Source organism: Vibrio hepatarius (assembly GCF_001274785.1).
Taxonomy (GTDB): domain Bacteria; phylum Pseudomonadota; class Gammaproteobacteria; order Enterobacterales; family Vibrionaceae; genus Vibrio; species Vibrio hepatarius.
In genome coordinates this window covers 40,772-65,461 of record NZ_LHPI01000019.1, presented here as the reverse complement: position 1 = coordinate 65,461, position 24,690 = coordinate 40,772, and the positions used below count along the sequence as shown (strand labels likewise).

Annotated in this window: 24 protein-coding genes, 1 riboswitch and 1 other annotated feature; of the genes, 10 read left to right on the top strand and 14 right to left on the bottom strand. The window is 46.8% G+C overall.

The window, feature by feature from the left end; translation table 11 throughout:
- The first annotated feature begins 180 nt into the window (after positions 1-180).
- From pspF to AKJ31_RS17200, 6 genes are all read left to right on the top strand, one after another.
- On the top strand, positions 181-1,173 hold the full coding sequence (gene pspF / locus AKJ31_RS17225; protein ID WP_053410314.1) for a phage shock protein operon transcriptional activator: 993 nt from the start codon (positions 181-183) through the stop codon (positions 1,171-1,173).
- Positions 1,174-1,321: 148 nt separating this feature from the next.
- Positions 1,322-2,935 carry an ABC transporter substrate-binding protein SapA gene (sapA, locus tag AKJ31_RS17220; RefSeq protein ID WP_053410313.1) on the top strand — a complete coding sequence of 538 codons (1,614 nt, stop codon included), beginning with the start codon at positions 1,322-1,324 and terminating at the stop codon, positions 2,933-2,935.
- A complete protein-coding gene (locus AKJ31_RS17215) occupies positions 2,935-3,897 on the top strand; it encodes an ABC transporter permease (RefSeq protein WP_053410312.1) in 963 nt (320 codons plus the stop codon). Before sapA ends, AKJ31_RS17215 begins: the two co-directional genes overlap by 1 nt.
- On the top strand, positions 3,884-4,771 hold the full coding sequence (gene sapC / locus AKJ31_RS17210) for a putrescine export ABC transporter permease SapC (RefSeq protein WP_053410311.1): 888 nt from the start codon (positions 3,884-3,886) through the stop codon (positions 4,769-4,771). The genes AKJ31_RS17215 and sapC overlap by 14 nt, the downstream gene beginning before the upstream one ends.
- Complete coding sequence (locus AKJ31_RS17205; protein WP_053410310.1) at positions 4,771-5,769, top strand: peptide ABC transporter ATP-binding protein; 999 nt, start codon at positions 4,771-4,773, stop codon at positions 5,767-5,769. The genes sapC and AKJ31_RS17205 overlap by 1 nt, the downstream gene beginning before the upstream one ends.
- Entirely contained in the window at positions 5,766-6,545 is a 780-nt protein-coding gene (locus AKJ31_RS17200; protein WP_053410309.1) for a peptide ABC transporter ATP-binding protein, read from the top strand. The genes AKJ31_RS17205 and AKJ31_RS17200 overlap by 4 nt, the downstream gene beginning before the upstream one ends.
- 73 nt (positions 6,546-6,618) lie before the next feature.
- Here the strand turns inward: AKJ31_RS17200 and AKJ31_RS17195 are convergent, their stop codons facing one another.
- Both AKJ31_RS17195 and AKJ31_RS17190 read right to left on the bottom strand, forming a co-directional pair.
- Entirely contained in the window at positions 6,619-6,999 is a 381-nt protein-coding gene (locus AKJ31_RS17195) for a DUF2750 domain-containing protein (RefSeq protein ID WP_053410308.1), read from the bottom strand.
- 69 nt (positions 7,000-7,068) lie between these two features.
- Complete coding sequence (locus AKJ31_RS17190; protein WP_053410307.1) at positions 7,069-7,974, bottom strand: manganese-dependent inorganic pyrophosphatase; 906 nt, start codon at positions 7,972-7,974, stop codon at positions 7,069-7,071.
- Between the two features lie 184 nt (positions 7,975-8,158).
- On the opposite strand from AKJ31_RS17190, the gene AKJ31_RS17185 reads away from it, so the two are divergent.
- On the top strand, positions 8,159-9,361 hold the full coding sequence (locus AKJ31_RS17185; protein ID WP_053410306.1) for a putative manganese transporter: 1,203 nt from the start codon (positions 8,159-8,161) through the stop codon (positions 9,359-9,361).
- 53 nt (positions 9,362-9,414) lie between these two features.
- Here AKJ31_RS17185 and AKJ31_RS17180 read toward each other — a convergent pair whose 3' ends face one another.
- The 10 genes from AKJ31_RS17180 to tet(35) form a co-directional block, all read right to left on the bottom strand.
- The gene (locus AKJ31_RS17180; protein WP_053410305.1) at positions 9,415-10,158 is read right to left on the bottom strand and encodes a YebC/PmpR family DNA-binding transcriptional regulator; all 744 of its coding nucleotides are present in this window, start codon (positions 10,156-10,158) and stop codon (positions 9,415-9,417) included.
- 81 nt (positions 10,159-10,239) lie between these two features.
- Positions 10,240-10,875, bottom strand: coding sequence for a bifunctional phosphoribosyl-AMP cyclohydrolase/phosphoribosyl-ATP diphosphatase HisIE (gene hisIE / locus AKJ31_RS17175; RefSeq protein WP_053410304.1), 636 nt, complete (start codon positions 10,873-10,875; stop codon positions 10,240-10,242).
- A complete protein-coding gene (gene hisF / locus AKJ31_RS17170) occupies positions 10,872-11,645 on the bottom strand; it encodes an imidazole glycerol phosphate synthase subunit HisF (RefSeq protein WP_053410303.1) in 774 nt (257 codons plus the stop codon). Before hisF ends, hisIE begins: the two co-directional genes overlap by 4 nt.
- Positions 11,627-12,364: a 1-(5-phosphoribosyl)-5-[(5-phosphoribosylamino)methylideneamino]imidazole-4-carboxamide isomerase gene (gene hisA / locus AKJ31_RS17165; protein ID WP_053410302.1), complete on the bottom strand. Its 738-nt coding sequence runs from the start codon at positions 12,362-12,364 to the stop codon at positions 11,627-11,629. The genes hisF and hisA overlap by 19 nt, the downstream gene beginning before the upstream one ends.
- A gap of 12 nt (positions 12,365-12,376) precedes the next feature.
- Entirely contained in the window at positions 12,377-12,991 is a 615-nt protein-coding gene (gene hisH, locus AKJ31_RS17160; RefSeq protein WP_053410301.1) for an imidazole glycerol phosphate synthase subunit HisH, read from the bottom strand.
- A gap of 12 nt (positions 12,992-13,003) precedes the next feature.
- Positions 13,004-14,077 (bottom strand): bifunctional histidinol-phosphatase/imidazoleglycerol-phosphate dehydratase HisB, encoded by a 1,074-nt coding sequence (gene hisB, locus AKJ31_RS17155; protein ID WP_053410300.1) that lies wholly within the window; start codon positions 14,075-14,077, stop codon positions 13,004-13,006.
- A gap of 74 nt (positions 14,078-14,151) precedes the next feature.
- Positions 14,152-15,192 carry a histidinol-phosphate transaminase gene (gene hisC / locus AKJ31_RS17150; RefSeq protein ID WP_053410299.1) on the bottom strand — a complete coding sequence of 347 codons (1,041 nt, stop codon included), beginning with the start codon at positions 15,190-15,192 and terminating at the stop codon, positions 14,152-14,154.
- 11 nt (positions 15,193-15,203) lie between these two features.
- Positions 15,204-16,499, bottom strand: coding sequence for a histidinol dehydrogenase (gene hisD, locus AKJ31_RS17145; RefSeq protein WP_053410298.1), 1,296 nt, complete (start codon positions 16,497-16,499; stop codon positions 15,204-15,206).
- Positions 16,500-16,505: 6 nt separating this feature from the next.
- Positions 16,506-17,402 carry an ATP phosphoribosyltransferase gene (gene hisG, locus AKJ31_RS17140; protein ID WP_053410297.1) on the bottom strand — a complete coding sequence of 299 codons (897 nt, stop codon included), beginning with the start codon at positions 17,400-17,402 and terminating at the stop codon, positions 16,506-16,508.
- A gap of 53 nt (positions 17,403-17,455) precedes the next feature.
- Positions 17,456-17,591: a sequence feature (His leader region), on the bottom strand.
- 349 nt (positions 17,592-17,940) lie between these two features.
- Positions 17,941-19,542, bottom strand: coding sequence for a tetracycline efflux Na+/H+ antiporter family transporter Tet(35) (gene tet(35), locus AKJ31_RS17135; RefSeq protein ID WP_053410296.1), 1,602 nt, complete (start codon positions 19,540-19,542; stop codon positions 17,941-17,943).
- A gap of 115 nt (positions 19,543-19,657) precedes the next feature.
- Positions 19,658-19,840, bottom strand: a riboswitch (Lysine riboswitch).
- 550 nt (positions 19,841-20,390) lie between these two features.
- Here tet(35) and AKJ31_RS17130 point away from each other — a divergent pair.
- A complete protein-coding gene (locus tag AKJ31_RS17130) occupies positions 20,391-20,804 on the top strand; it encodes an H-NS family histone-like protein (protein ID WP_053410295.1) in 414 nt (137 codons plus the stop codon).
- Positions 20,805-20,901: 97 nt separating this feature from the next.
- Here AKJ31_RS17130 and AKJ31_RS17125 read toward each other — a convergent pair whose 3' ends face one another.
- Positions 20,902-22,206 carry an inosine/guanosine kinase gene (locus AKJ31_RS17125; RefSeq protein WP_053410294.1) on the bottom strand — a complete coding sequence of 435 codons (1,305 nt, stop codon included), beginning with the start codon at positions 22,204-22,206 and terminating at the stop codon, positions 20,902-20,904.
- 140 nt (positions 22,207-22,346) lie between these two features.
- Complete coding sequence (locus tag AKJ31_RS17120; RefSeq protein WP_053410293.1) at positions 22,347-22,616, bottom strand: hypothetical protein; 270 nt, start codon at positions 22,614-22,616, stop codon at positions 22,347-22,349.
- A 194-nt stretch (positions 22,617-22,810) separates the two neighbouring features.
- On the opposite strand from AKJ31_RS17120, the gene mnmA reads away from it, so the two are divergent.
- Together mnmA and hflD are read left to right on the top strand one after the other, a co-directional pair.
- Complete coding sequence (gene mnmA, locus AKJ31_RS17115) at positions 22,811-23,932, top strand: tRNA 2-thiouridine(34) synthase MnmA (RefSeq protein WP_053410292.1); 1,122 nt, start codon at positions 22,811-22,813, stop codon at positions 23,930-23,932.
- Between the two features lie 29 nt (positions 23,933-23,961).
- Positions 23,962-24,579: a high frequency lysogenization protein HflD gene (gene hflD, locus AKJ31_RS17110; RefSeq protein ID WP_053410291.1), complete on the top strand. Its 618-nt coding sequence runs from the start codon at positions 23,962-23,964 to the stop codon at positions 24,577-24,579.
- Positions 24,580-24,690: the final 111 nt, after the last annotated feature.

The following is a 24,690-nucleotide window of genomic DNA, read 5'->3' as shown; positions in this document are numbered from 1 at the left end:
ATTTCAGCGACAGCGTGGTTCGATGTCAGCCAGTTCTTGCGTTTCCTAAAGTATTCCAAGATGCATGCCAACTTTTAAACCACTAAAAATCAATAACTTAAATAAACTACAACTCTTGCACTTATCTGTGTATGATGAATTTAACCAACTATAGGTAAATTTCACCAATGGAGTGTGCACATGCAACAGAATCTTATCGGCGAATCCCCTGCTTTTCTGTCTGTACTGGATAAAGTATCGAAACTTGCAGCGATAGAGCGCCCGATTCTCATCATTGGTGAACGAGGCACAGGTAAAGAGCTCATTGCCCAACGCTTGCATTATCTGTCAAAGCGCTGGGACCAGCCTTTAGTGTCACTCAACTGCTCAACCCTAAGCGAAGGTTTGATCGACTCAGAATTGTTTGGTCATGAGCAAGGCTCTTTTACCGGTTCTAAAGGCCGCCATAAAGGTCGTTTCGAACGCGCTGAAAACGGTACTTTGTTCCTTGACGAACTAGCCACGGCGCCTCTGCTGGTACAAGAAAAGCTGCTGCGCGTCATTGAGTACGGCCAATACGAACGCGTCGGTGGTCATCAACTATTGAACGCAAACGTAAGATTGATTTGCGCGACTAACGCAAACCTTCCGGAAATGGCCGCTAATGGTAGTTTCCGCCCCGACCTACTCGACCGATTAGCCTTTGACGTGGTGCATCTTCCTCCACTCCGCGAACGTCAGGAAGACATCTTGCTGCTTGCCGAGTACTACGCAATGAAAATGTGTCGTGAACTTGGCTTTGAGTATTTCGTTGGCTTTAGTCATCAAGCTGAACAAGCATTATTAGACTACCGATGGCCGGGTAACGTTCGTGAACTCAAGAATGTGATTGAACGGGCGATCTACCAACACGGACAGCAAGAGTTCCCCATCGAGCATCTGATTTTTGACCCGTTTATGGCCGAGTGGCAACAAAGTGAAGAGCTAGAGCAACTGGCCGAAGAAGCGACGATTTCGCAATTAACGTTTCCATTGGATTACAAGCAGTGGCAAGAGGATCAAGACCGCCACATCCTTAACGCTGCGCTTAAGGAAAGTAAATACAACCAAAGAAAGGCTGCCGACCTGCTAGGCTTAAGTTATCATCAACTTAGAGGCATGGTGCGAAAGTACGACTTGTCCAGTCCAGAGTAAGATGATGACAGAACCCATTTGGCGTGAAACACCAGCAGTAAAACCTTAGCTTTACTTTGGTTAAATCTAACAAATGATGGTAAATTAATAACATAGTAAGGCATAATGATTGATCTCATTGTGCTCATCGCTGACAGCCGTTCTTTCTATGAAAGCAATCATTCAACTAACACTAGGTTTATTTAGCTTCGGTCTTTTAACAGGCTGTGGCGAAGCCATTGACCACGAGAAAATCAGACAAAATGGTTTTGTCTATTGTGGCCAAGGTGGACCATACACATTTAACCCGCAGCTCACCGACAGCGGCATCACGCCTGAAACGCTCAGCCCACAACTGTTTGATTCTTTATTGACCATAGACCCAGACACTTATGAGCCCGTCGCGAACCTAGCAAAAAGCTGGCAAGTCGATGAGTCCGGCACGGTGTATACCTTTAATCTGCGTGATAACGTCGCTTTTCAAACCACGCCGTGGTTTACGCCTTCAAGAGCACTCAACGCAGAAGATGTGGTTTTCAGTTTCCGCCGTATCCTCGACTCCACCAATCCGTTTCATTACGTAGGTGGTGGCATTTACCCTTGGTTTAACGGGATCGATTTCCAAAACCTTGTGGTTGACGTCTCTGCAGTATCGAAAAATCAGGTCAAGTTTGTCCTTAGCCGACCTGACAACTCATTCCTTTCCAGTATTGCCACCAGCCATGCGGTGATTCACTCAAAAGAGTACGCAACCCAACTTGAACTGCGTGACGATAAAGGCATGCTCGATTCGCACCCTGTCGGCACCGGTCCTTTCTATCTGTATGAGTATCAGTTCAATGACCTGATCCGCTTGAAGCAACACAAAGACTACTGGAAAGGTCAGACGAAAATGAGCCAGGTTGTGTTTGATATCTCCAACCGAGGCACAGGCACGTTAGCGAAGCTACTGCGCAAAGAATGTGATGTGTTGAGCGCGCCACTTTCGAGCCAGCTCCCAGTGATTGAAAGTCGTGAAGATATTACTCTGACCGCTAAACCAGCGATGAATATCTCGTTTGTCGCGGTAAACACGTCGCACCCTGCGATGAATGATTCCAGGGTACGCAAAGCACTCAACTATGCGATTAACCGCCAAAACATCCTCGACTCGGTTTACTACGGCACAGGTACGCAAGCTTATTCGATTCTTCCGCCTTCGTCTTGGGCCTATCAAAAAGACACCACCCAAATCCGTTATGACCGTAACTACGCCATCGCGTTGCTGAGAGAAGCGGGTTATAGCAAAGGTTTGGAACTAACGATGTCTGTTCCGCTTGAGCCACGCGCTTACAATCCAAGCCCACGCAAAACCGCCGAGCTGATTCAAGCAAACTTAGCGGACGTAGGTATCACGCTGCATCTTTTGACCGATGATAGATACGATCGCACCGATTCAAGCGCCAATATCGACTTGTACTTAACCGGCTGGATTGCCAACACGGGTGACCCTGATAGCTTCTTCAGACCATTGCTCTCATGCGATTCGAAGCGCGTGGGACTGAACGTATCGAGTTGGTGTAACCCAGACTTTGACTTCCTGTTGGACTTAGCACTCGAAGTCGACAAGAAGCGCTACCGTTTGAACTTGTACCGTCAAGCGCAAAACATTCTCAATGAACAGTTTCCAGTGATTCCACTTAACCACGGCATGCAATTACAAGCTCAGCATCATTCATTAAAAGGATTCAAAGTGAGTCCGTTTAACTCTCAACCTTTTGATAACGTCGAGAGGGTTAAATAATGTTTCTTTATACCGTTCGACGCCTGAATCTATTCATCATTACCATGTTAATTTTGACTATGGTTGGGTTCAGCATTCTCCGTTTAGAGCCCAATTCGCCTTGGGCGATTCAAGACTTCTGGTCCGGTTGGATGACATACCTTACCGAACTTATGCAGCTTAACTTCGGCGTAGACAAACACGGCATGCCAGTAGTGGAAGAGTTGGCGGTTGTCTTCCCTGCCACGCTTGAACTCTGTTTTATCGCGTTTGTACTCTCTTTGCTGATTGGTATTCCACTCGGCACCGTTGCAGGCATGAAGCAAGGAAAGTGGACGGACACCATCATCTCGTTTACCTCGATGACCGGTTATTCTGCTCCGCTGTTTTGGGTTGCGCTGTTGATGATCATGGTGTTCTCGCTACACTTTGAGTTTTTCCCGGTCGCCGGCCGCTACGACATGTTGTATCAGATAGATCATGTGACTGGCTTTGCCATCATCGATGCCTTCTTTGCCGAAGGCCCTTACCGAGCTCATGCACTGCAAAGCGTCATCGAACACTTGATCTTACCGTGCTTGGTGTTGGCTCTAGCGCCAACCACGCAGGTTATCAGTTCGATGCGTACCTCGGTGGCGGAAGTCATGAGTCAAAACTACATCCGCGCCGCGCGTATTAAAGGTTTATCAACACGTGAGATCGTCACGCAGCACGTACTACGCAACGCGATTCCACCAATCATTCCTAAAATCGGCGTACAGCTGTCGAGCATGCTAACGCTGGCAATCATTACCGAATCCATTTTCAACTGGCCAGGAATTGGACGTTGGTTGCTTGACGCCCTCTCCGACCAGGATTATGTCGCGATTCAAGCCGGTGTGATTGTGGTGGCAACACTAGTTCTTACCGCAAATATTCTGTCCGATTTGATTGGCGCAATGATCAACCCACTAGTAAGGAAGGAATGGTATGCTAACCGATAGCGTCTATCAGGAAGAACACATTCCAACTCAATTCGAACGCTTCTGGCGTAGCTTCAGAGGTAACAACCTCTCGATGTTTGGCTTGTGGTGTTTGATGTTCATCATCATCATTACGATTGTGGCGCCTTGGATTACGCCACATGACCCACAAGCTCAGTCGGGCGAACTACTGATCCCACCGTCATGGAATCCAGCTGGTACCGTCGAATACTTCTTAGGCACAGACGACCTTGGCCGCGATATCCTTTCTCGCTTAATTTCAGGTTCACAGCTTACTTTTGGCTCCGCGGTGATCATCACCACCATTGCAGGCTTGGTTGGTTGTGTGATTGGTATCTTGGCGGGCATGACCAAGGGCTTGCTCTCGAGCACGCTCAACCACTTGCTTGATACGGTAATGTCGATCCCGTCGTTGCTGTTGGCGATCATCTTCGTTGCCTTCTTAGGCTTTGGTGAGTTCAATGTGCTCTTGGCGATTTGCCTCGCGTTGATCCCGCGCTTTGTCCGCTCGGTCTATATCGCGGTACACACTGAAGTTGAGAAAGACTACATCATGGCTGCGCGTCTTGATGGCGCTAACGAGTTTTATTTGTTGTGGAACTCAATTTTGCCAAACGTATTGGTCGTTATCGCCGCAGAGATTACATCTGCCCTTTCTATTGCCATACTTGATATAACCGCTCTTGGTTTTCTTGGGCTGGGCGCACAAGCACCAAGCACCGAATGGGGAGCAGTGTTGGGCGATTCGGTTGAACTGATTTACTTAGCACCTTGGACGGTGACCCTGCCCGGCCTAGCGATTATGTTTACTGTTATCGTGATTAACTTAGTAGGTGAAGGAGTTCGCCGAGCTCTGAACGCGGGGATCGAATAATGCCGTTATTAGATATTCGACATCTGACCATCGAAATTGAAACGCCACAAGGGCTGATGAAAGCCGTTGACCGCATGAGCTTAACCTTAAATGAAGGTGAAATCCGCGGCCTAGTGGGAGAATCAGGTTCAGGTAAAAGCCTCGTAGCCAAAGCCATCGTTGGGGTATGTAAAGACAACTGGAGAGTGACTGCGGACCGCATGCGCTTGGGGAATATCGATTTATTGCAATTGACCCCACGCGAACGTAGGCGCGTTATCGCCCGTGATATCGCGATGATCTTCCAAGAACCCTCAACCTGTTTGGACCCGTCAGAAGAAGTCGGTCGCCAACTGATCGAAGCTATTCCATCACGCTCATTTGAAGGCAAGTGGTGGGAGCGCTTTAAGTGGCGAAAAAAACAGGCGATTGGCCTACTGCACAAAGTTGGGATAAAAAACCACCGTCAGATCATGAGCAGCTACCCATACGAACTCACCGATGGGGAGTGTCAAAAAGTCATGATCGCGATGGCCATCGCAGCAAAACCAAAACTGCTTATCGCCGATGAACCAACGAACGATTTAGACCCGATCACTCAGTCGCAAATTCTGCGTTTGCTCAGCCGTATGAACCAGGTCAACAATACCTCAATCATGTTGATCGGGCATGACTTAACCACCATTACTCAGTGGGCGAATCGTATTACGGTGATGTACTGTGGTCAGTCGGTTGAATCCGCCGATACGCAGAAAATTCTTGAGAAACCGAAGCACCCTTATACGGTCGCGTTGCTTAAAGCGATGCCAGATTTTAACGACTGGATCCCTCACAAAGAGAAACTGCAATCGCTGCCTGGTTCAATCCCTCCCCTTCAGCATCTGCCTATTGGGTGTCGATTGGGTCCTCGTTGCCCGTATGCACAGCGCCAATGTGTCGAAATACCTATGACAAGACGAATTAAAAACCACAAGTTTGCCTGCCACTTCCCACTGAACATGGAGAAGAAAAAAGCATGAGCGCATTGTTAGAAGTCAACGACCTGTCGAAAGAGTTTATCAGTCGTCCGGGACTATTTCGTAAACGCACACACCAAGCAGTAAAACCGGTTAGCTTTACCTTAGAGGTCGGACAAACCATCGGCTTCATCGGCCAAAACGGTTCTGGTAAATCGACACTTGCACGCATGTTGGCAGGCGTTGTTGAGCCAACCAGTGGTGAAATCCGCGTGAATGGCGAGTTGCTTGAACACAAAGACTATTCGACGAGATGTAAGCTTATCCGGATGATTTTTCAGGATCCTAACACCTCGTTAAACCCGCGTATTCAAATCGGGCGTATTTTGGAAGGTCCGCTAAAACGAAACACTAATATGCCGCCAGAAGCGCGCATGAAGCGCGTGAAAGATACTCTACTGCGAGTGGGGTTGCTTCCTGAACACGCTTACTTTTATCCGCAGATGCTTGCAACGGGCCAAAAACAGCGTGTGTGCTTAGCTAGGGCGTTAATTCTGCAACCGTCGATCATTATCGCCGATGAAGCATTAAACGGCTTAGACATGGCAATGCGCTCGCAAATCATCAACTTATTCTTGGAACTGCAAGAAGAGATGGGGGTGTCATTTGTGTATGTGTCGCAGCACCTTGGAATCATCAAACACATCACAGATAAGATCATGGTGATGCATGAAGGTGAAGTGGTAGAAAGCGGCGATACGCAACAAGTTCTCGCTAACCCAGAACACATCATTACGCAGCGTCTGGTCGAGAGTCACTTTAGTAAACCTAAATTTTAGCCTTGCTCTAGAATTTGCGATTGATAGCCAGCAGCAATAGTTTGCTACTGGCTAATCGATAGAAAACCGCTGACTAACCGCGCTTTTTCAACTCAAATTCAAACTCGTCAGGGTAAAGCACTACCCCTTCTTCGTTGCTGTTTGGGAATACCACAATAGCGAGTTCATCTTCCTCCAGACCATATGTCCAGCGACTGAACCACTTAGCGGTTGAAATCGACTCTGCTTTGCAATGCTCCCACTCACCTGTCGCCCACTCGTTGGCAAACTCTTCATTTGGCCAAACTGGTACACAGTCTTCATCTTCGGTGTTGAGCATTACACAGCCATGTTCATCGGTCAGGATCCACACTTTACGCTGCTTTGCGATTTCTTTGATGCAGTAGTTAAAACGCTCGTCCGGACGCATTTTATTAACCGTATCGATCTGTTGTTGAGTTAATGCCTCTGACATGAATGTCTCCTTAAACAAAACGCCCACGGCATAACCATGGGCGTTTAAAAACTCATCTGAAACTTGCGATTACGCTAGTTCAGCTTGTAGCCACGGCCAGCCTTGTTTCTTACGGCTTAGCGTGTTTTCCATCATTAGCATGCCGTCTTGTTCATGCTTCACTAGCTTCTCAGCCCACTCGCCTTTGTATAGTAGACGAGTTTGCGCTGTTGTGATGTCTGTTAGCATTACTGCAGCGAACGCTAGACCTTCATCGTTACAACGACGTTCAAGGTCTGCTTCTAGTGCGTCAATCATGCCGTCAACTTGCTCTAGCGTTGCAAGTTCAACCTGACCAACAACCACGTCACGACCGTTGAATGGGTAACCTTTTAAGTCTTTTTCTACTAGCTCAGCAGCAGAAAGGCCTTCGATGTTAGTTTTTGCGATCAGAAGATCTTTAATGAACGCATCAACATCAGCAACGTCAGCGATCTGCGCTAGCTCCGCTACTGCGTCTTTGTCTTTTTGCGTACATGTTGGAGATGCAAAACCAACCGTGTCAGATAGGATTGCTGACATCATTAGTTTAGCGATTTGTGGAGTGATCTCGTGACCTTCGATCTTGAACATGTTGAACAGTACTGTGTTTGTACAACCAACAGGCCAGATCCAAGCTTCCATTGGGTTCACAGTCATCACGTCACCCAGACGGTGGTGGTCAACGATACCTAGGATTTCAGCTTCAGCCACATCATCTGGTGCTTGTGCTAGATCTGAGTAGTCAACAAGCCAGATTTTCTCACCAGCGACAGATGTGCGAAGTTCAGGAACTTCTGCACCAGCAACTTCGAGAATGTGCTGAGTTTCGCGGTTGATTTCACCTTGGCGAATCGGCATTGCTTGCTCGCCACGAGCTTTTAGTAGCTCAGTTGCAACTAGAGCACTACAGATACTATCACTATCAGGGTTCTTGTGACCTACAACTAGAATCATCTTATTTCCTATTCGACTAAAACAGGCCCAGCTTGGGCATTTACTCACGAAGCCCGTTACTTTACCTGATTTTTGAGATTTGTCATGGGTTAGCAAAAAGAAAAGCGCTTCTTTCTAATTATTGTTGCAAATAATTCTCATTAACATATATTGAGAATTATTCGTATTATCATTTGGGGACTTTATGCATTCAATGAGGCTTTCATCGTCACTGCCACAGTGGCTTTCTCTCGGCCAATTCCGTCCCGCATACAAGCGTCTTATTCTGCCAGTGATGCTACTCGCACTACTCACGAGTGAAACCACTCGCGAGCTCGCGGTGAACACGTTATCCGACGCGTTTTGGGCTGTATCCGCTTATGTCGCGTTTACATTGGCAATCTATCACTATGTCTCTCTATACGTCAGTAAAGAGAACAAACTCGTCAACTTGTTTCACCGCTCGCGACATTATCAAGTGATATTCGCTGCCCTGTTGGGCGCACTGCCTGGTTGCGGTGGCGCTATCATTGTCACTTCACAGTTTGTTAGTGGTCGTGTTGGCTTCGGCGCTATTGTCGCGGTGTTAACTTCGACCATGGGCGACGCCGCGTTTTTACTGCTCGCAAGCAAGCCAGAGATTGGCTTTATGGTTGTGGCTTTGGGTGTGGTTGTTGGGTGCGTCTCTGGCTGGGTAGTCAACCTACTCCATAATGATGATTTCTTGCGACCGGATGGGAATTCTACGAGCAATAGCAACGGTCCGACATCTGAATCCAGCAACATTGAACAAACCGCCATCAACCTACAAGGGGCATTTTGGAAATGGTGTTTGATTCCCGCAATCATGGTCGCATTGCTAGGGTCGTTTCAGGTTGATGTGAATGCTTTACTCTCATTACCGACGTTGGGCATTGAATGGCTTGGGGCAGGACTCATGGTCATTAGCATGTTGCTATGGTCGCTAACCAAAGAAATAAAGGACTACGAGTCAACAGTTGCCGAAGATAACAAAAGCCTTTCTTCTCACCCACTACAAAAGGCAGCGCAAGATACCAATTTTATTACTGCTTGGGTTGTGGTCGCTTTTCTCACGTTTGAACTGGCCAGCACATTTGCCGATGTTAACTTCGCCATCCTCTTCTCTCACTGGGGAATCTGGATGCCTTTGGCGGGGCTAGCGATTGGTTTACTGCCTGGATGTGGACCGCAAATACTGGTGACCAGCTTATACCTTAGCGGCGCTGCACCGCTATCAGCGCAAATTTCAAATGCGATTTCAAATGATGGCGACGCGCTATTTCCAATGATTGCCCTCGCTCCAAAGGCGGCGTTTATCGCAACTCTCTATTCAGCCATTCCCGCGTTTGTCATCGGCTACAGCTTCTACTTTCTGTTTGAAATCTAGCTCACTGCCAACGACTTCGGCTAGAGAAACGCCCTCAAACGAGGGCGTTACATTTATAGGCTCGCAGCAACTTCATCGGATATATCACCGTTGTGATACACCTCTTGTACGTCGTCGAGATCTTCTAAGGCATCGATAAGACGCAGTAGTTTCGGCGCGGTATCCGCGTCTAACTCCGCTTTCGTTGATGGCACTAGAGAAACTTCTGCGTTATCGGCTTCAAACCCAGCGGCATCCAGCGCATCTTTAACCACACCAAAATCGCTCGGCGCAGTAAACACATCAATTGCACCATCGTCTGCGGTTTCAATGTCATCCGCACCGCTTTCTAGCGCCACTTCCATGACATCGTCTTCATCTAATCCCGGCGCATAGGAGATCACCCCTTTCTTATCAAACAGATAATTCACGCTACCATCGGTACCTAGATTACCACCTGCTTTTGAAAACGCGTGGCGAACGCCTGATACGGTTCGGTTGCGATTGTCGGTCAAACACTCGACCATCACCGCGGTTCCACCTGGTCCATAACCTTCATAGATCACGGTCTCCATACCTTCGTCGCCTTCACCGCCCGCACCACGGGCAATCGCTCGGTTAACGGTATCACGCGTCATGTTGTTGGAAAGGGCTTTATCGATCGCCGCACGCAAACGTGGGTTGTTTTCCGGCTCACCGCCGCCCTCTTTTGCCGCAACGACAATCTCACGGATCAATTTAGTGAAAATTTTGCCACGCTTTGCATCTTGGGCTGCTTTGCGGTGGCGAATATTAGCCCATTTACTATGACCAGCCATTTGAGTCTCCCTTTAAAACAACAAAGCCGTAAGGGGTGCTTACGGCTTTAAATTTGAGGGCGATTCTATCACAAATCGAGGTTATTTATGACGCTCTTTGAGTTTGTTAATCACGTCGTTCATAGAAAGGCCTTGGTCTTGCAGTAAAACCAGCAAGTGATAGATCAAATCGGCAGACTCACACACTAACTCCGCCTTATCGCCCGACGTCGCCGCAAGCGCGACTTCAACGCCTTCTTCGCCCACCTTTTGCGAAATACGCTTGGTGCCACGAGCATAAAGGCTAGCGGTGTAAGACGAATCTGGGTCGGCACTCTTGCGGGCAGCCAGTAGCTGCTCAAGTTGATGAAGCCACACCATCTGCGACTCTTCTTGCGAATCGCCGTCCCAGCAAGTGGTTGTGCCAGTGTGGCAAGTTGGACCAATCGGGTCGACTTTCACAAGCAATGTGTCGTTATCACAATCTAAAGCGATGTTCTTAAGTTGCAGTACGTTACCCGAGGTTTCACCCTTGGTCCATAAGCGTTCTTTGGTGCGCGAGAAAAAAGTCACTTGACCCGTTTCACCGGTTTTTGCCAACGCATCTTTGTTCATGTAGCCCATCATCAATACTTGGCTCGACTGAAAATCTTGCACAATCGCTGGGACCAATCCATCCACTTTGTCCCAATCAATACGCTGCGCGAGGTTATTCACTTCTTCGGTGGCAAAACTCATAGACGCACCTCTATATCTTGTTGTTTTAAATACTGTTTTAACTCACCAATATTGATGACTTGCTTGTGAAATACAGACGCCGCCAACGCACCATCTACATTCGCTTTTTGGTAGGCTTCTGCGAAGTGCTCCATCGCACCCGCACCACCTGATGCTATCAACGGTACATTACACACCTCACGCACCATATTCAGTTGTTCAATGTCGTAGCCGTTACGCACGCCGTCTTGGTTCATCATGTTTAACACGATTTCGCCAGCGCCACGTTTTTGAACTTCTTGCACCCAATCACGCGTTTCCCATTGGGTTGCTTTAGTGCGAGCTTCGTCACCCGTAAACTGGTAAACCTGATACTTACCCGTGTCTTTGTCATAGTACGAGTCGATACCGACGACAATACACTGAACGCCAAAACGGTCTGCGAGATCTGTAATTAACTCTGGGTTTGCCAGTGCTGGTGAGTTGATTGACACTTTATCTGCACCAAACTCTAAGATGCGCGCCGCGTCTTCTGCTGATTTGATTCCGCCTGCGACACAAAAAGGAATATCAATCACTTCTGCCACACGTGAAACCCAGCTTTTATCGACCACACGACCATCACTGGAAGCGGTGATATCATAAAACACCAATTCATCGGCGCCTTCTTGCGCGTAACGCTGCGCCAGAGGAACGATATCACCAATGATTTCGTGGTTACGGAACTGAACGCCTTTTACAACTTGCCCGTCACGCACGTCGAGACAAGGGATTATTCGCTTTGCCAACATGCAAACGCCTCCTCTGCGGTAAATTTGCCATCCAATAACGCACGGCCAACGATCACGCCAGAAACACCAGTGCCTTTTAATGCTTCGATATCCGCCAGAGAGCCAATGCCACCTGATGACTGGAACTGAACTTGTGGGTATTGCTTGCACAGGTCAATGTATAGCTCCACGTTCGAACCCGCTAGCGTGCCGTCACGTGAAATGTCGGTACACAGCACGTGTTTAAGACCGACTGTTAGGTAATCGTCGATCAGCGCTTCAATCGTCACGCCGGAATCTTCCTGCCAGCCAGAAATCGCGACTTTGCGCGTGCCGTCTTGGTCGATATTGATATCGAGTGCAAGAACAATCTTCTCAGCGCCATATTTTTCCATCCAACCTTTAACCAGTTCGGGTTGTTTGACCGCGGTCGAACCGACGACAACGCGCTGTGCGCCCGCTTCAAGCAAATCGACAACATCTTGCTCGCTGCGCACACCACCACCGATTTGGATATTCGCTGGTGTACTCGCTAGCAACTTAGCGATTAAATCAAGCTGACGTGCTGAGGTATCTTTTGCGCCCGTCAGATCCACTAAGTGCAGCCAGTTGGCGCCTGCTTGGTGGTATAGGTTGAACTGCTCTGCCGGGTCGACTTTATATTCTGTTACTTGGCCATAATCACCTTGGTATAGGCGCACTACCTGACCTTCAATTAAATCTAATGCTGGAATAATCACGTAGTTATATCCTTATAATTCCAAGAAGTTTTGAATCAGTTTCGAGCCCGCTTTTGAAGAACGCTCTGGGTGGAACTGTACGCCGTAGTAGTTGCCCGTTTGAACCGCGGCACTAAACGGATTGCCGTAATCACATTGTGCAATCGTATAGTCACCAACAGGCATCGCAAAGCTATGTACGAAGTAAAAGTATTCACCTTCTTCGATGTCTTTAAACAACGGATGTCCCGGGTTTGCACTAACGGTGTTCCAGCCCATGTGCGGTAACGGTAGGTCACCCGTTTGCAGCAAACGGACTTCGCCGTCGCATAAGCCAAGGCATTCCACTATCTCATCGGCTTTTTGACCTTTCTCTTGTGATAATTTGCCGAGCAGTTGCATGCCTAAGCAGATACCCAACAGAGGTTTTTCGACCTTTTTGACCAGTTCGATAAGGTCGCGCTCTTCTAGGTTCTTCATCGCTTCACTGGCTGTTCCCACCCCTGGCAAAAACAATTTATCTGCGCCGAGCACTACCGCTGGATCTTTAGAGATAGTGACGTCGTACCCTAAACGCTCAATAGCAAACTTGACCGAAGAAACGTTGGCACAACCAGTATCGATAATAACGACTTTTTGTTCTGTCATGGTTTACCTTCCTTACAGCACGCCTTTGCTACTTGGCAGCTCGTTACCTTCGACCTTGATCGCCTGACGAAGCGTGCGACCGAACGACTTAAACAAACTTTCGATGATGTGGTGGTCGTTGTCGCCTGACGAAGATAAGTGCAGCGTACAAGCGAGCGTATCGGTCAATGAGCGGAAGAAGTGCACGACCATTTCGGTTGAAAGATCGCCAACCTGATCACGGCCAAATTTCGCATCAAACTTAAGGTATGGACGACCAGATAAATCCAACGCACATTGCGCCAGACATTCGTCCATTGGCAAGCTAAAACCAAAGCGGCCAATGCCTCGTTTATCGCCCAACGCTTCTTTTAGCGCTTGACCTAGCGCCAGCGCGGTATCTTCAACAGTGTGGTGATCATCGATGTGCAGATCGCCTTCCACCTGACAAATCATTTGGAAACCACCGTGTGTCGCGATTTGATCCAGCATGTGGTCGAAAAAGCCCAGACCCGTTGAGATTTGGTTGCCGCCTTGCTCGTCTAAGTTAACCTTCACTTTGATGTCGGTTTCTTTGGTCGTACGCACAACTTCAGCGATACGCGCTTTCACCGTCAGGTCTTTCAGGATCTGTTTCCAACCCATGGTTTCTGGGTGATATTGAATGCCGCGAATTGCCATGTTTTCTGCCAGTTGCAGGTCAGTTGCACGGTCACCAATCACAACCGAGTTCTTGAAGTCGACCTTGCCACCTTGAAGGTAGTCTTTGACCATGCCTAGCTTAGGCTTACGGCATGAGCAGTTATCTTCTTCAAAGTGCGGACAAATCAGGACGTCATCAAACTTAACGCCTTGAGATTCAAAAATCTCCATCATCATATCGTGCGGCGCATCGAAGTCTGCTTGTGGATAGCTGTCTGTACCTAGGCCATCTTGGTTAGTTACCATAACCAATCGGTAGCCCGCATCCTGTAACGACAACAGGCTTGGGATAACAAACGGTTCTAACTTTAGCTTGTCTAAGCGGTCGACTTGAAAATCAATCGGTGGCTCGACGATCAAAGTACCGTCGCGGTCAATAAAAAGGATTTTTTGTTGTGTGCTCACTTGAACTTCCTTATTTCTATTTTTTGCTGAGCTCCCGCAGTGGCCGAAGCTCATAAACTTTTTAATACGGCAATCTACGCGTAGTAGTTGCGAATAAAGCCAAGCGTTTTTTCACACTCATCTCGGCTGCCGACGCTAATACGCACACAGTCATCAATTGGCGAGTTACGCAAAATGATGCCGGTATCCCAAGCGGCTTTAAACAGTGCATCGCCATCAGGGAATTTAACTAGCAGGTAGTTGCCCCAACCTTCAAACACTTCCAATCCTGGGATCATCGATAACCCCACTTGCAGGTAAGCGCGGTTTGCATTCAAATCCAATACTTGAAATTTAGCACGAGCTAAACCCGCTTCAGACAACGCCTGAGTTGCAATCTCCGCGACTGGAATAGGCACTGGGTAGGGTGCGATCACCTTAAGCAGGACGTTGATCAGTTCTTCGTTTGCCAGAGTAAAGCCACAACGTAATCCCGCCAGCGCAAAAGCTTTTGACAGCGTGCGAAGAATGGCTAGGTTTGGATATTGCGCCAGTAGATCAACCGTCGACGCTTCCAGACAAAAGTCAATGTAGGCTTCATCCATTACTACGATCGCGCGGTCTTTGGTCATCTCAAGCAAAGAGACAATATCTTCGCGCTTAACGAGGTTACCGGTTGGGTTATTTGGGCTACAAACAAACACCAGTTTGACGTTATCAAGGTTCTGTTCAATACCTTTAAGGTCAAGCTGCCAGTCTGAGGTTAAAGGTACTGTCTTACGCTCAACGCCAATCGTTTCAGCGCTGATTGCGTACATGCCATAAGTTGGCGGACAGTAGAGAATCGCGTCTTCACCCGGCTCACAAAATGCACGGATTAATAGTTCGATACCTTCGTCGGCGCCGCGAGACGTCAGTGTTTGTTCAGGCTTCACCCCAGCGTAACTCGCGTACGCTTCGATCAGCTCTTTAGGCTGACATTCGCTGTAACGGTTAAGGCGAGCAAAGTCTGTTTTATACTCGTTGTTAAACGGAGATTCGTTGGCGTTGAGCCACACGTCGCCTGTACCGCCAATGCGGCGTGCCGACAGATAAGGCGTAAGTTTTTGTACTTGTTTTCTTGCTAGCTTTTCCATCTCAATCGCCCTTACGCTTTTGCTGCCAATTTTTCTACACGAATCGTCACTGCACGTTTGTGTGCATCTAAGCCTTCTGCTTCCGCCATCGTAACTACCGTTGGCGCTAAGTTTTGCAAGCCTTGTTCAGACAATTGCTGCACGGTCATGCGTTTAGAGAAATCCGCCAAACCCAAACTTGAGTAAGTGCGGGTGTATCCGTAAGTCGGCAACACGTGGTTAGTACCAGACGCGTAATCCCCTGCCGATTCTGGCGACCAATCACCTAAGAAAATCGAACCCGCGTTATCAAGCAAAGGAAGTAACTCACGAGGATTCTTCGTCTGCACGATTAAGTGTTCAGGACCGTAGTAGTTAGAAATCGAGATTGCTTGGGTAATCGATTCAGAGATAATGATCAGGCTTGATGCCAGTGCTTTCTCTGCAATTTCCGCACGTGATAGTTCTTTAAGTTGACGTTGGACCGCATCCGTTACTTGGTCGGCGATCACTGGTGATGGCGTAACCAGTACCACTTGAGAATCAGGTCCGTGCTCGGCTTGGCTCAGCAAGTCAGCGGCAATAAAGTCTGGGTCTGCGGTTTCATCGGCAATGACTAACACTTCAGATGGACCCGCTGGCATATCAATCGCCGCGCCACGAAAATCATTGCTGACCTGGCGCTTCGCTTCTGTCACATAGGCATTACCTGGGCCAAAGATCTTGTCCACTTTGCTAACGGTTTCGGTGCCATACGCCATGGCAGCTACCGCTTGACCGCCGCCAACGTTGTACACTTCGTCGATATCACACAACTTAGCAACGTAAAGAATTTCGTCCGCGATTGGTGGTGGTGAACACAGCACCACTTTGCGACAACCCGCAATTTTCGCTGGTACACCAAGCATCAATACAGTTGAAGGAAGTGGCGCGCTACCACCGGGAATATACAAACCCACTTTTTGGATTGCGCGAATCACTTGCTCACACACCACTCCCGGTTGAGTTTCAACTTTGATTGGCTGTGGCTTTTGCGCTTTGTGAAACTTCGCGATATTGCTGTAAGCCTGCTCTAGCGCTTGCTTCATTTCTGCCGATAAACGCGCTGAAGCAGCATCAATTTCTTGGCTAGAAACACGAATAGAATCTGGTCGAACTCGGTCAAATTTCTCTGTCAATTCCAGTAACGCAGCATCACCGTCGTTACGAACTTTTGCGATAACCTCTGAAACCGCCGCTGTGATGTTCGCGCCTTCTGCAATGGCTGGGCGCTCTAAAATTGAATCTTGCTGAGATTCACTCAATGATTGCCAAACTACCGTTCTCATCGCCCGTTACTCCATCATCTTTTCAATCGGTAGAACCAAAATCGAACTCGCACCCAACTCTTTCAAGCCTTCCATGGTTTCCCAGAATAGGTTTTCAGTGCTCACTAGGTGCACGGCAACTTTTTGCTTGTCAGCAGAAAGAGGCAGAACGGTTGGGTCTTCCGCGCCAGGTAACAGGTCTTTCACTTGCTCTAGTTTTTCAACTGGCGCGTGTAACATGATGTACTTTGATTCTTTTGCTTGTTGCACGCCTTGCATGCGAGTCAGCAGCTTTTCAATCAAAGCTTGTTTATCTTCAGCAAACTCACCAGCACGCTGAATCAAGGTCGCTTTCGATTGGAAGATAACTTCCGCTTCTTTTAGACCGTTTGCTTCCAAAGTAGCGCCAGTTGAAACTAAGTCAGCAATCGCGTCCGCCAAACCTGCACGTGGCGCAACTTCAACTGAGCCAGTCAGCATACAGGTTGAGAATGGAACACCTTGCTCGTCCATGTACGCTTTCAGTAGTTGAGGGTACGTAGTTGCAATACGCTTACCGGCGAGGTCTTGCGGACCGTTGTATTGCTCGTCTTTATCAATCGCGATAGATAAACGACAACCACCAAAGTCTAAGCGACGGAGTTGTACAAAGTCGTATGGTTCGCCTAATGCTTTACGGTCAAGGCGGACTTCTTCAAGTTCGTTTTCACCGATGAAACCTAAATCAACCACACCATCCATAATCAAACCTGGGATGTCGTCATCGCGAACTAGTAGTAGGTCAATAGGCATATTTAGTGAGTGAACAACTAAACGCTCACCCATAATGTTGAATTTCACGCCGCACTTTTTAAGTAGCTCTTGACACTCTTTACTCAGGCGACCTTTCTTTTGAATTGCGATTCTTAGGCGTTGTGTTTGCATTGCATTATCCCTGCATAAATTTCTGATATTTATAAAATTTTTAAAACGCTAAAACTGAAAAACCCTCGGGAGATGTTGGTCTCCCGAGGGTTTTAAATCTGAATTTAGCGATTTCACCTCCGGGAGCTTCCTGCCTCCCGGGTATGCGCACATCTCCCGAAAGACTAGATTGGGTGATGGTGATGATGAATGTTCATTACAAAATTGCGCATAACTATTTAAGCTCTAGGTGTTTCTAACTGTTGATAACCACACTAACTAAGGATTGTTTTTTTTTCAACACCTATTTTCACTTTCTAGTAAATTAATTGTTAACTGACTGATATTTGGTGTTTTTAGTTGATGCATCTTCGCCGATGTCGCGCACGACCCTTTACCAACGCATCAATAAGTACAACCTCGACATATAGAGCCGCCGACCTTTGTGGATTTACGTGATTGCATTGAGTTCCACGACCTCACGTTTCCTTCCCTAGTACAACAGGTATAAAAAAGCTCCGCTATTTAACGGAGCTTTTCTTTTATTCAATCGCTTGAATTAAGCGCTCTGGCAAGACGCAATCTTTGACTTAGACAACCAAGAAAGACCCACACAAACCAAGATGAACGCTACCATCGCCGCGATGAAAGAAAACGCGATAGACGCGGTCATGCCAAGCGCAATGAAGCCGATACAAGATACCAACGCAACAGACAGCGCGTATGGCAGCTGCGTTGACACGTGGTCGATATGGTTACAACGTGCACCTGTTGAAGACAAAATCGTGGTATCAGAGATCGGTGAACAGTGGTCACCAAACACAGAACCCGCTAACACCGCACTCAACATTGGCAGCATAAGAGCGATATCTGTCGCGCCTGCCATGTCACCAGCGATTGGCAACATGATACCGAACGTACCCCAAGAAGTACCCGTTGAGAATGCCATCAAACCAGACAGTAGGAACAGAATTACAGGTAACCAGTGCGGAGCAATATTGCCTTGCGCAAGCGTCGATAGGTACGAACCCGTCTTCATGTCACCGATCACTGAACCGATTGACCAAGCAAAGACTAGGATTAGAATCGCGCCAAACATAGATTTCGCGCCAATCCACAGTGTGCGGGCGATTTCTAGCATTGGCAGGCCTTGCTTTAACACTGTCACTAACGCCACAGCCAAACCAACTAGACCACCATAAATCAGCGATGTGCCCACATCGGTATTCTCGAATGCACCAAGTAGAGCAAACTGTTTACCATCCGCAGCCAGTGCCTGAGCGCCTGTAAACAGCATAGACGCAATTGTCGCTACTACTAACATCACGATCGGCAATACCAAGTCGGCAACTTTACCTTTCTCGCTCTCGCGAATATCTAGCTCTTCGTTAAGATCGTGTGCTTCTTGGGTATCGGTATCTTGGTCGTTATCAAAACCACGGCCTTGAGAAGCCGAAATTTCATGCTCACGCATCTTACCGATATCTAAACCAAACCACGCAACCGCAAACACCATTAACAAAGCGAATACCGCGTAGTAGTTCATCGGGATAAGACGAACATACGCACCTAGCGCTGAGTACTCTTCAACACCGTGCGACATCAAAATACCACCGATAATGGTAATAATGTACGCACCCCAGCTTGATGCTGGCATTAGCACACACATAGGTGCTGCGGTTGAGTCAAGAATGTACGCAAGCTTTGCACGTGATACGTAGAAACGGTCAGTCACAGGACGCGAGATTGCGCCAACTGCCAGACTGTTAAAGTAGTCGTCGACAAAAATGAATACGCCTAAAAAAGCCGCCAAAAGTTTTGAGCCGCGCTTACTCTTCACACGTGACTGCGCCCACTCTGCAAATGCGCGTGTGCCACCTGACAACGTCAATAGCGCTGTCATCATACCGAGTAGCAATAGGAAGCCGACAATACTCATGTTCCAAGTATTAAGACCGCCATCTTCGACGAAAACGCTTGAAACAGTCGAGCTAACGTAGCTCAGAGTATTACCAACAGAATAGTCATTGAGTAGGATGGCACCGAGAACAATACCAACACCTAAAGAAACAAGGACACGACGTGTAATGATCGCCAGACTTAAAGCCACCAGGGGAGGCAAAAGTGACAAAGGAGATGATGCAAAATCAATTAAATTCATGATCTTCAAAAACCAGTAATAAATGGTTAGAGATCTACTGCAGACTCATTGGTGGAAAATCTATTCCACACAATTGTGTTGAACTAAGCGAAAGGGAAGCGAACACTTCACCCAACCCTACAGTAGCGCTCCATAGTTTTACAAATTATAGACTATGGCAGTGTTAGCCCTATTCGAGCGTAACCCCAGCAAGCGCTTTTGATATAGACACTCACTTCGGCGAAATAACCTTTCTTACTTGCTCATTGGCATCACCCCAACAAGTAGTACTTATTTATTCCGCTCCTCTACCGCGATTGTTGAAATTTTAAACCATTCAAACACTAAATTAACAATGATTTAACCAACGTCTCGCATTAGGTGACGTTCATTGTACTTATCCCTATAGGCATTTCAATATTTCATCCTAAAATATTGTTAAAAAATGGAGCGTTTTTTAGCCGAGTAAGTTTTCACCTCTCTCGCATACTCATCCAGTATCCTATACCCAAATATTGAAGAGTAACTGAAAAAGATTATTTGTCGTCATCTGAAAATTTTATAAGTGTCGTAAGTGTTCAATATGATTAACATTGAATAAATCAAACGTAAGATAAATTGAACGAATCATTCCAAGATATGAAACACAGCACTCAGTAACAACACTTAATTTATGGACTTGCCTTATATTTTTTGTGTCATTAATATCTTTTTGCCACTAATTTTATTGAAGAAATATCTAGTTTTTAGACATTAATGAATTATGTAGAACGGAATTTACCTAATTTTACTTAGAATGGATTGTAATATATAAAATTCAGGATTATTATCTTATCTATTAGCTACTCCTTATTTAGTGAGATCAAAATATGTCGGAACTAACTAAAACACTATTAAATATTCGTAGCCTACGCGCTTTCGCCCGTGAGCTAACTCTGGAACAATTAGAAGAAGCACTAGATAAATTAAACACGGTAGTTGCTGAGCGCAAAGAAGCGGAAGAAGAAGAGCGCGCTGCTCGTGCTGAGCAAGAAGCTAAGCTTGCTGCTATTGCTGATCAAATTGCTAAAGATGGCATCGATGTTGATGCGCTTATTTCTGCTCTTGCTGGCGACGGTAAGGCGAAAACAAAATCTAAATCTAAACGTGCTCCTCGCCCTGCGAAATACAAATATGTAGACGCAAACGGCGACGAGAAAACTTGGACTGGTCAAGGTCGTACGCCTTCAGCAATCCAAGAGCAATTAGATGCGGGTAAATCTCTAGACGATTTCCTAATCTAAGCGAAATAATATAAAAAAGCGCCCAACTGGGCGCTTTTTTATAGCACGAAAGTAGTAGTTATAAAAAGGCCCCGCTAATGCAGGGCCTTTTTATTTATTATCGTTCCCAGTACGCCTCTTCTAAGCTATCTTCACGTTCTGGCAAGCCGCGTGACAAGCGTGGAGAGTGTTGAACAAGAACTTCGTAACTTGCTCGGTTTGAATATTTACATACTTGAGAGAACGAAGAATACGTTAAGAATGAATGCGCGTGTTTACTTGAATTAGGCACGTTTTCTTTATGGTATTTATTCGCAGCCATATCATGTAATAACGCCGATAACGCGGCATCACCGGCACCATTAGTATTCTTAATTTTCTCTGGACCACCCATATATGGCGAGATGTGAGAATAAACTTTAATTGGTTGCTCACAACCCGCTTTAAATGCCGGGCGGCTAAATTCGTAACGGTTAAACTCAGCAATACTACCTGGAAGCAGTGGTAAAGAAGTTTCGCGTTTTGCTGCGTCTTCTGTATATCCAGCCATAAATAGTCCTACAGGACCAGCGGTACATAATACAAGATCAACCCAGTCTAATGCTTTATCTGAAGCCGCCAAAGGATCGGTTTCACCCGTTAATGCTTCGGCTTCGTCTTCATTCATTGCGACAACTGTAACATGCTCGCGTAAGAATTCTTGCCAATATTCAGGATCGTCTTGAATAACGAATTTAGTCCCAAGCGTCAATACCACTGGTACATCGTACTTCTTAGCATATTCAATTGCTCGCATTGTTGCTTCAGGCATTGGATCGCCTTCTTTACAACGTACTAAATAAGCAGTGAGAACCAGCGCAGAGGCATTTTTAAAAATCTTCTCAGGAATACTTTCTGGAAGCAGTTGGTTCATCTGGCCTTCACTAATAGCAAACGTTCGTTCACCGTCTTCTGTAATAAGCGCAAAACAACGACCAATTGCGCCTTTCACACCTTGCAGGTAGTTCAGATCCATTCGGCTAGAGGTATTACATAAATAACGGTAGCCATAACTACCAATTTTAATGTCTTGGCTCATTACACCTAATAGTGTTGAACGGTCATCGGCTAGTACAGAATAGTTGTGAAGCGTATTACCGATCGTGCCACCAGCGTATTCATTGGTAATGAGGTCAAACTGTTTAAGCTCGGTATAAAGCGCTTCTGCCGTGTCATCATCAATAACCAGCGAGTGTCCCTTACTCAGTTTGTATTTCTCGATTAATTCCGAACTAACTTTCGCTTCAATATCCACCAACGTCTGGTCAATACCAATAATATGCGTGCGAGACATTCTCTTGCTTTCTTGTGACTGGCTGACTAGCGGGTCACGGGCATGCACTGGAAAGTAGTGCTTCGATTTACGTTGACCAGGAAATTTCATAACAATGATTCTGAATAAGGGCTGAAAGGATGCCGGATTCTACATCGCACTTCACAGTGCGGCAACATCTCGGATTATAGCAAACGTTTGCCATCAGTAAGAAAGTCCTTAGCTGATGGCATACGTAGAAATAAGAGGGCTTATTCGCCTTCCATAAAGCTCAAATCTGGTAGTTGGTCTAGGTTCTCTGAATAGCGTTTGAGGTTAAACTCGCCTTCATTTTTCATCACGTCAAAGATCTCAATTGCAACCGCGCACGCCATCATTGCAACCGCGTCTTCGCGACTGGTCCCTGTCATCATAAGACGCATTAATGTCTCTTTGACTTTAATCGGATTACCATCTTCTAGTTGGTTTTCCACCACCTCGATAAGCTGTGCTTCCTCAAAGATTTGGTTCTCTTCACTCATATATTGTTTCCGCTTTGACTTGAATTTTGTCGACTATGCCACATATAAACATTCGATAGTGATAAAAGCTAATATAGAGTGAGCAAGTGGGCAAAAGTTCAGCGTTTTCGAAGTGTGAGTCCGATCTCGGATCTGTCCCCTCGCTGGGCTTTCTGTTAGAATCTGCGTCCAGTTAATTTAAGTGGTGTTGAGTAATGTCTGATAACTGTACTGACAACAGTAAAAAGAAAGTAATCGTCGGCATGTCTGGCGGTGTTGATTCATCTGTTTCTGCATATCTTCTAAAACAGCAGGGCTACCAAGTGGAAGGCCTGTTCATGAAGAACTGGGAAGAAGATGACAACGAAGAATACTGTACAGCAGCGGAAGATCTAGCTGATGCGCAGGCAGTCTGTGACAAACTTGGCATCCATCTACATACCATCAACTTTGCTGCGGAATATTGGGACAACGTGTTTGAGTACTTCCTTGCGGAATACAAAGCAGGCCGTACGCCGAACCCAGATATTCTTTGCAACAAAGAAATCAAGTTTAAAGCCTTCTTGGAATTCGCGGATGAAGTGCTAGATGCAGACTACATCGCGATGGGTCACTACGTGCGCCGTACCTTCCCTGAAAATGGTGAAAAGCCACAAATGCTACGTGGCCTAGACGGTAACAAAGACCAAAGTTACTTCTTGTACACACTCAGCAGCGACCAAGTTGCGCGCAGCCTATTCCCTGTGGGCGAACTTGAGAAACCTGAGGTTCGTCGTATCGCTGAAGAACAAGATTTGATCACAGCGAAGAAGAAAGACTCAACCGGTATCTGCTTTATCGGTGAGCGTAAGTTTACGGACTTCTTGTCACGCTACTTGCCTGCTCAGCCGGGTAAAATTGAAACCCCAGAAGGAAAAGTGATTGGTGAACACCAAGGCTTGATGTACCACACTCTAGGTCAACGTAAAGGTCTACACATTGGTGGCCAGAAAGGCGGCGGCGGTAACGAAGACCCGTGGTACGTTGCAGACAAAGACCTTAAGCGTAATGTACTAATTGCGGTACAAGGCGCAGATCACCCGCTCCTTAAGTCGCAAGGCTTAATTGCATCTCAGTTGCACTGGGTTGACCGTACACCGATTAAAGAACCTGTGCAGTGCACGGTGAAAACACGTTACCGTCAAACCGATATTCCATGTACTATCATCCCTATCGATGATGAAAACATTAAAGTTATCTTTGACGAACCTCAAGTTGCTGTCACTCCAGGTCAATCGGCAGTATTCTACAGTGGTGACGTTTGCCTAGGTGGCGGCATCATCGAACAACGTATTTAGTTAATCGTCTGACTTAGGAGTATTACTACGTGGCTAACACACTCTACGACCGCACTATCGCTTTTGCAGGTATTTGCCAAGCTGTGGCATTGGTTCAACAAGTGGCGAAAAACGGTTACTGTGATTCTGACGCGTTCGAAACTTCTCTCAAGGCGATTTTGAATACCAACCCAAGCAATACCGTCAGTGTGTACGGTCGTGAATCCGACCTAAAACTCGGACTGGAGTGTTTGGTCAAAGGTATCGACAGCACGCCAACAGGTAGTGAAATCACTCGTTACATCATCAGCTTAATGGCGCTGGAGCGTAAATTAAGCTCACGTAATGATGCGATGTCACAACTTGGCGACCGCATCCAAATGTTAGAACGCCAATTGGAGCACTTCGAGCTCCTTGACGAGCAGATGATCAGCAATCTGGCGAGTGTTTACCTCGACGTCATCAGCCCTATCGGCCCAAGAATTCAAGTTACAGGTACTCCAGCAGTGCTTCAGCAAACCGGCAACCAGCACAAAGTTCGCGCCCTGTTGCTATCCGGTATCCGCAGTGCAGTACTGTGGCGCCAAGTTGGCGGTAAGCGTCGCCATTTGATTTTTGGACGTAAAAAGATGGTTGAGCAGGCGCAAATCCTCCTCGCCAGAATGTAGACATTTATTCCGTAGCTCGCGCCTTGTCGCGAGCTCATTTTTTTGATTCATATAACTTTGGCGCAAACGTTTGCGCAATATTCGTGACAATTGCCATTGTTATTGGTATAA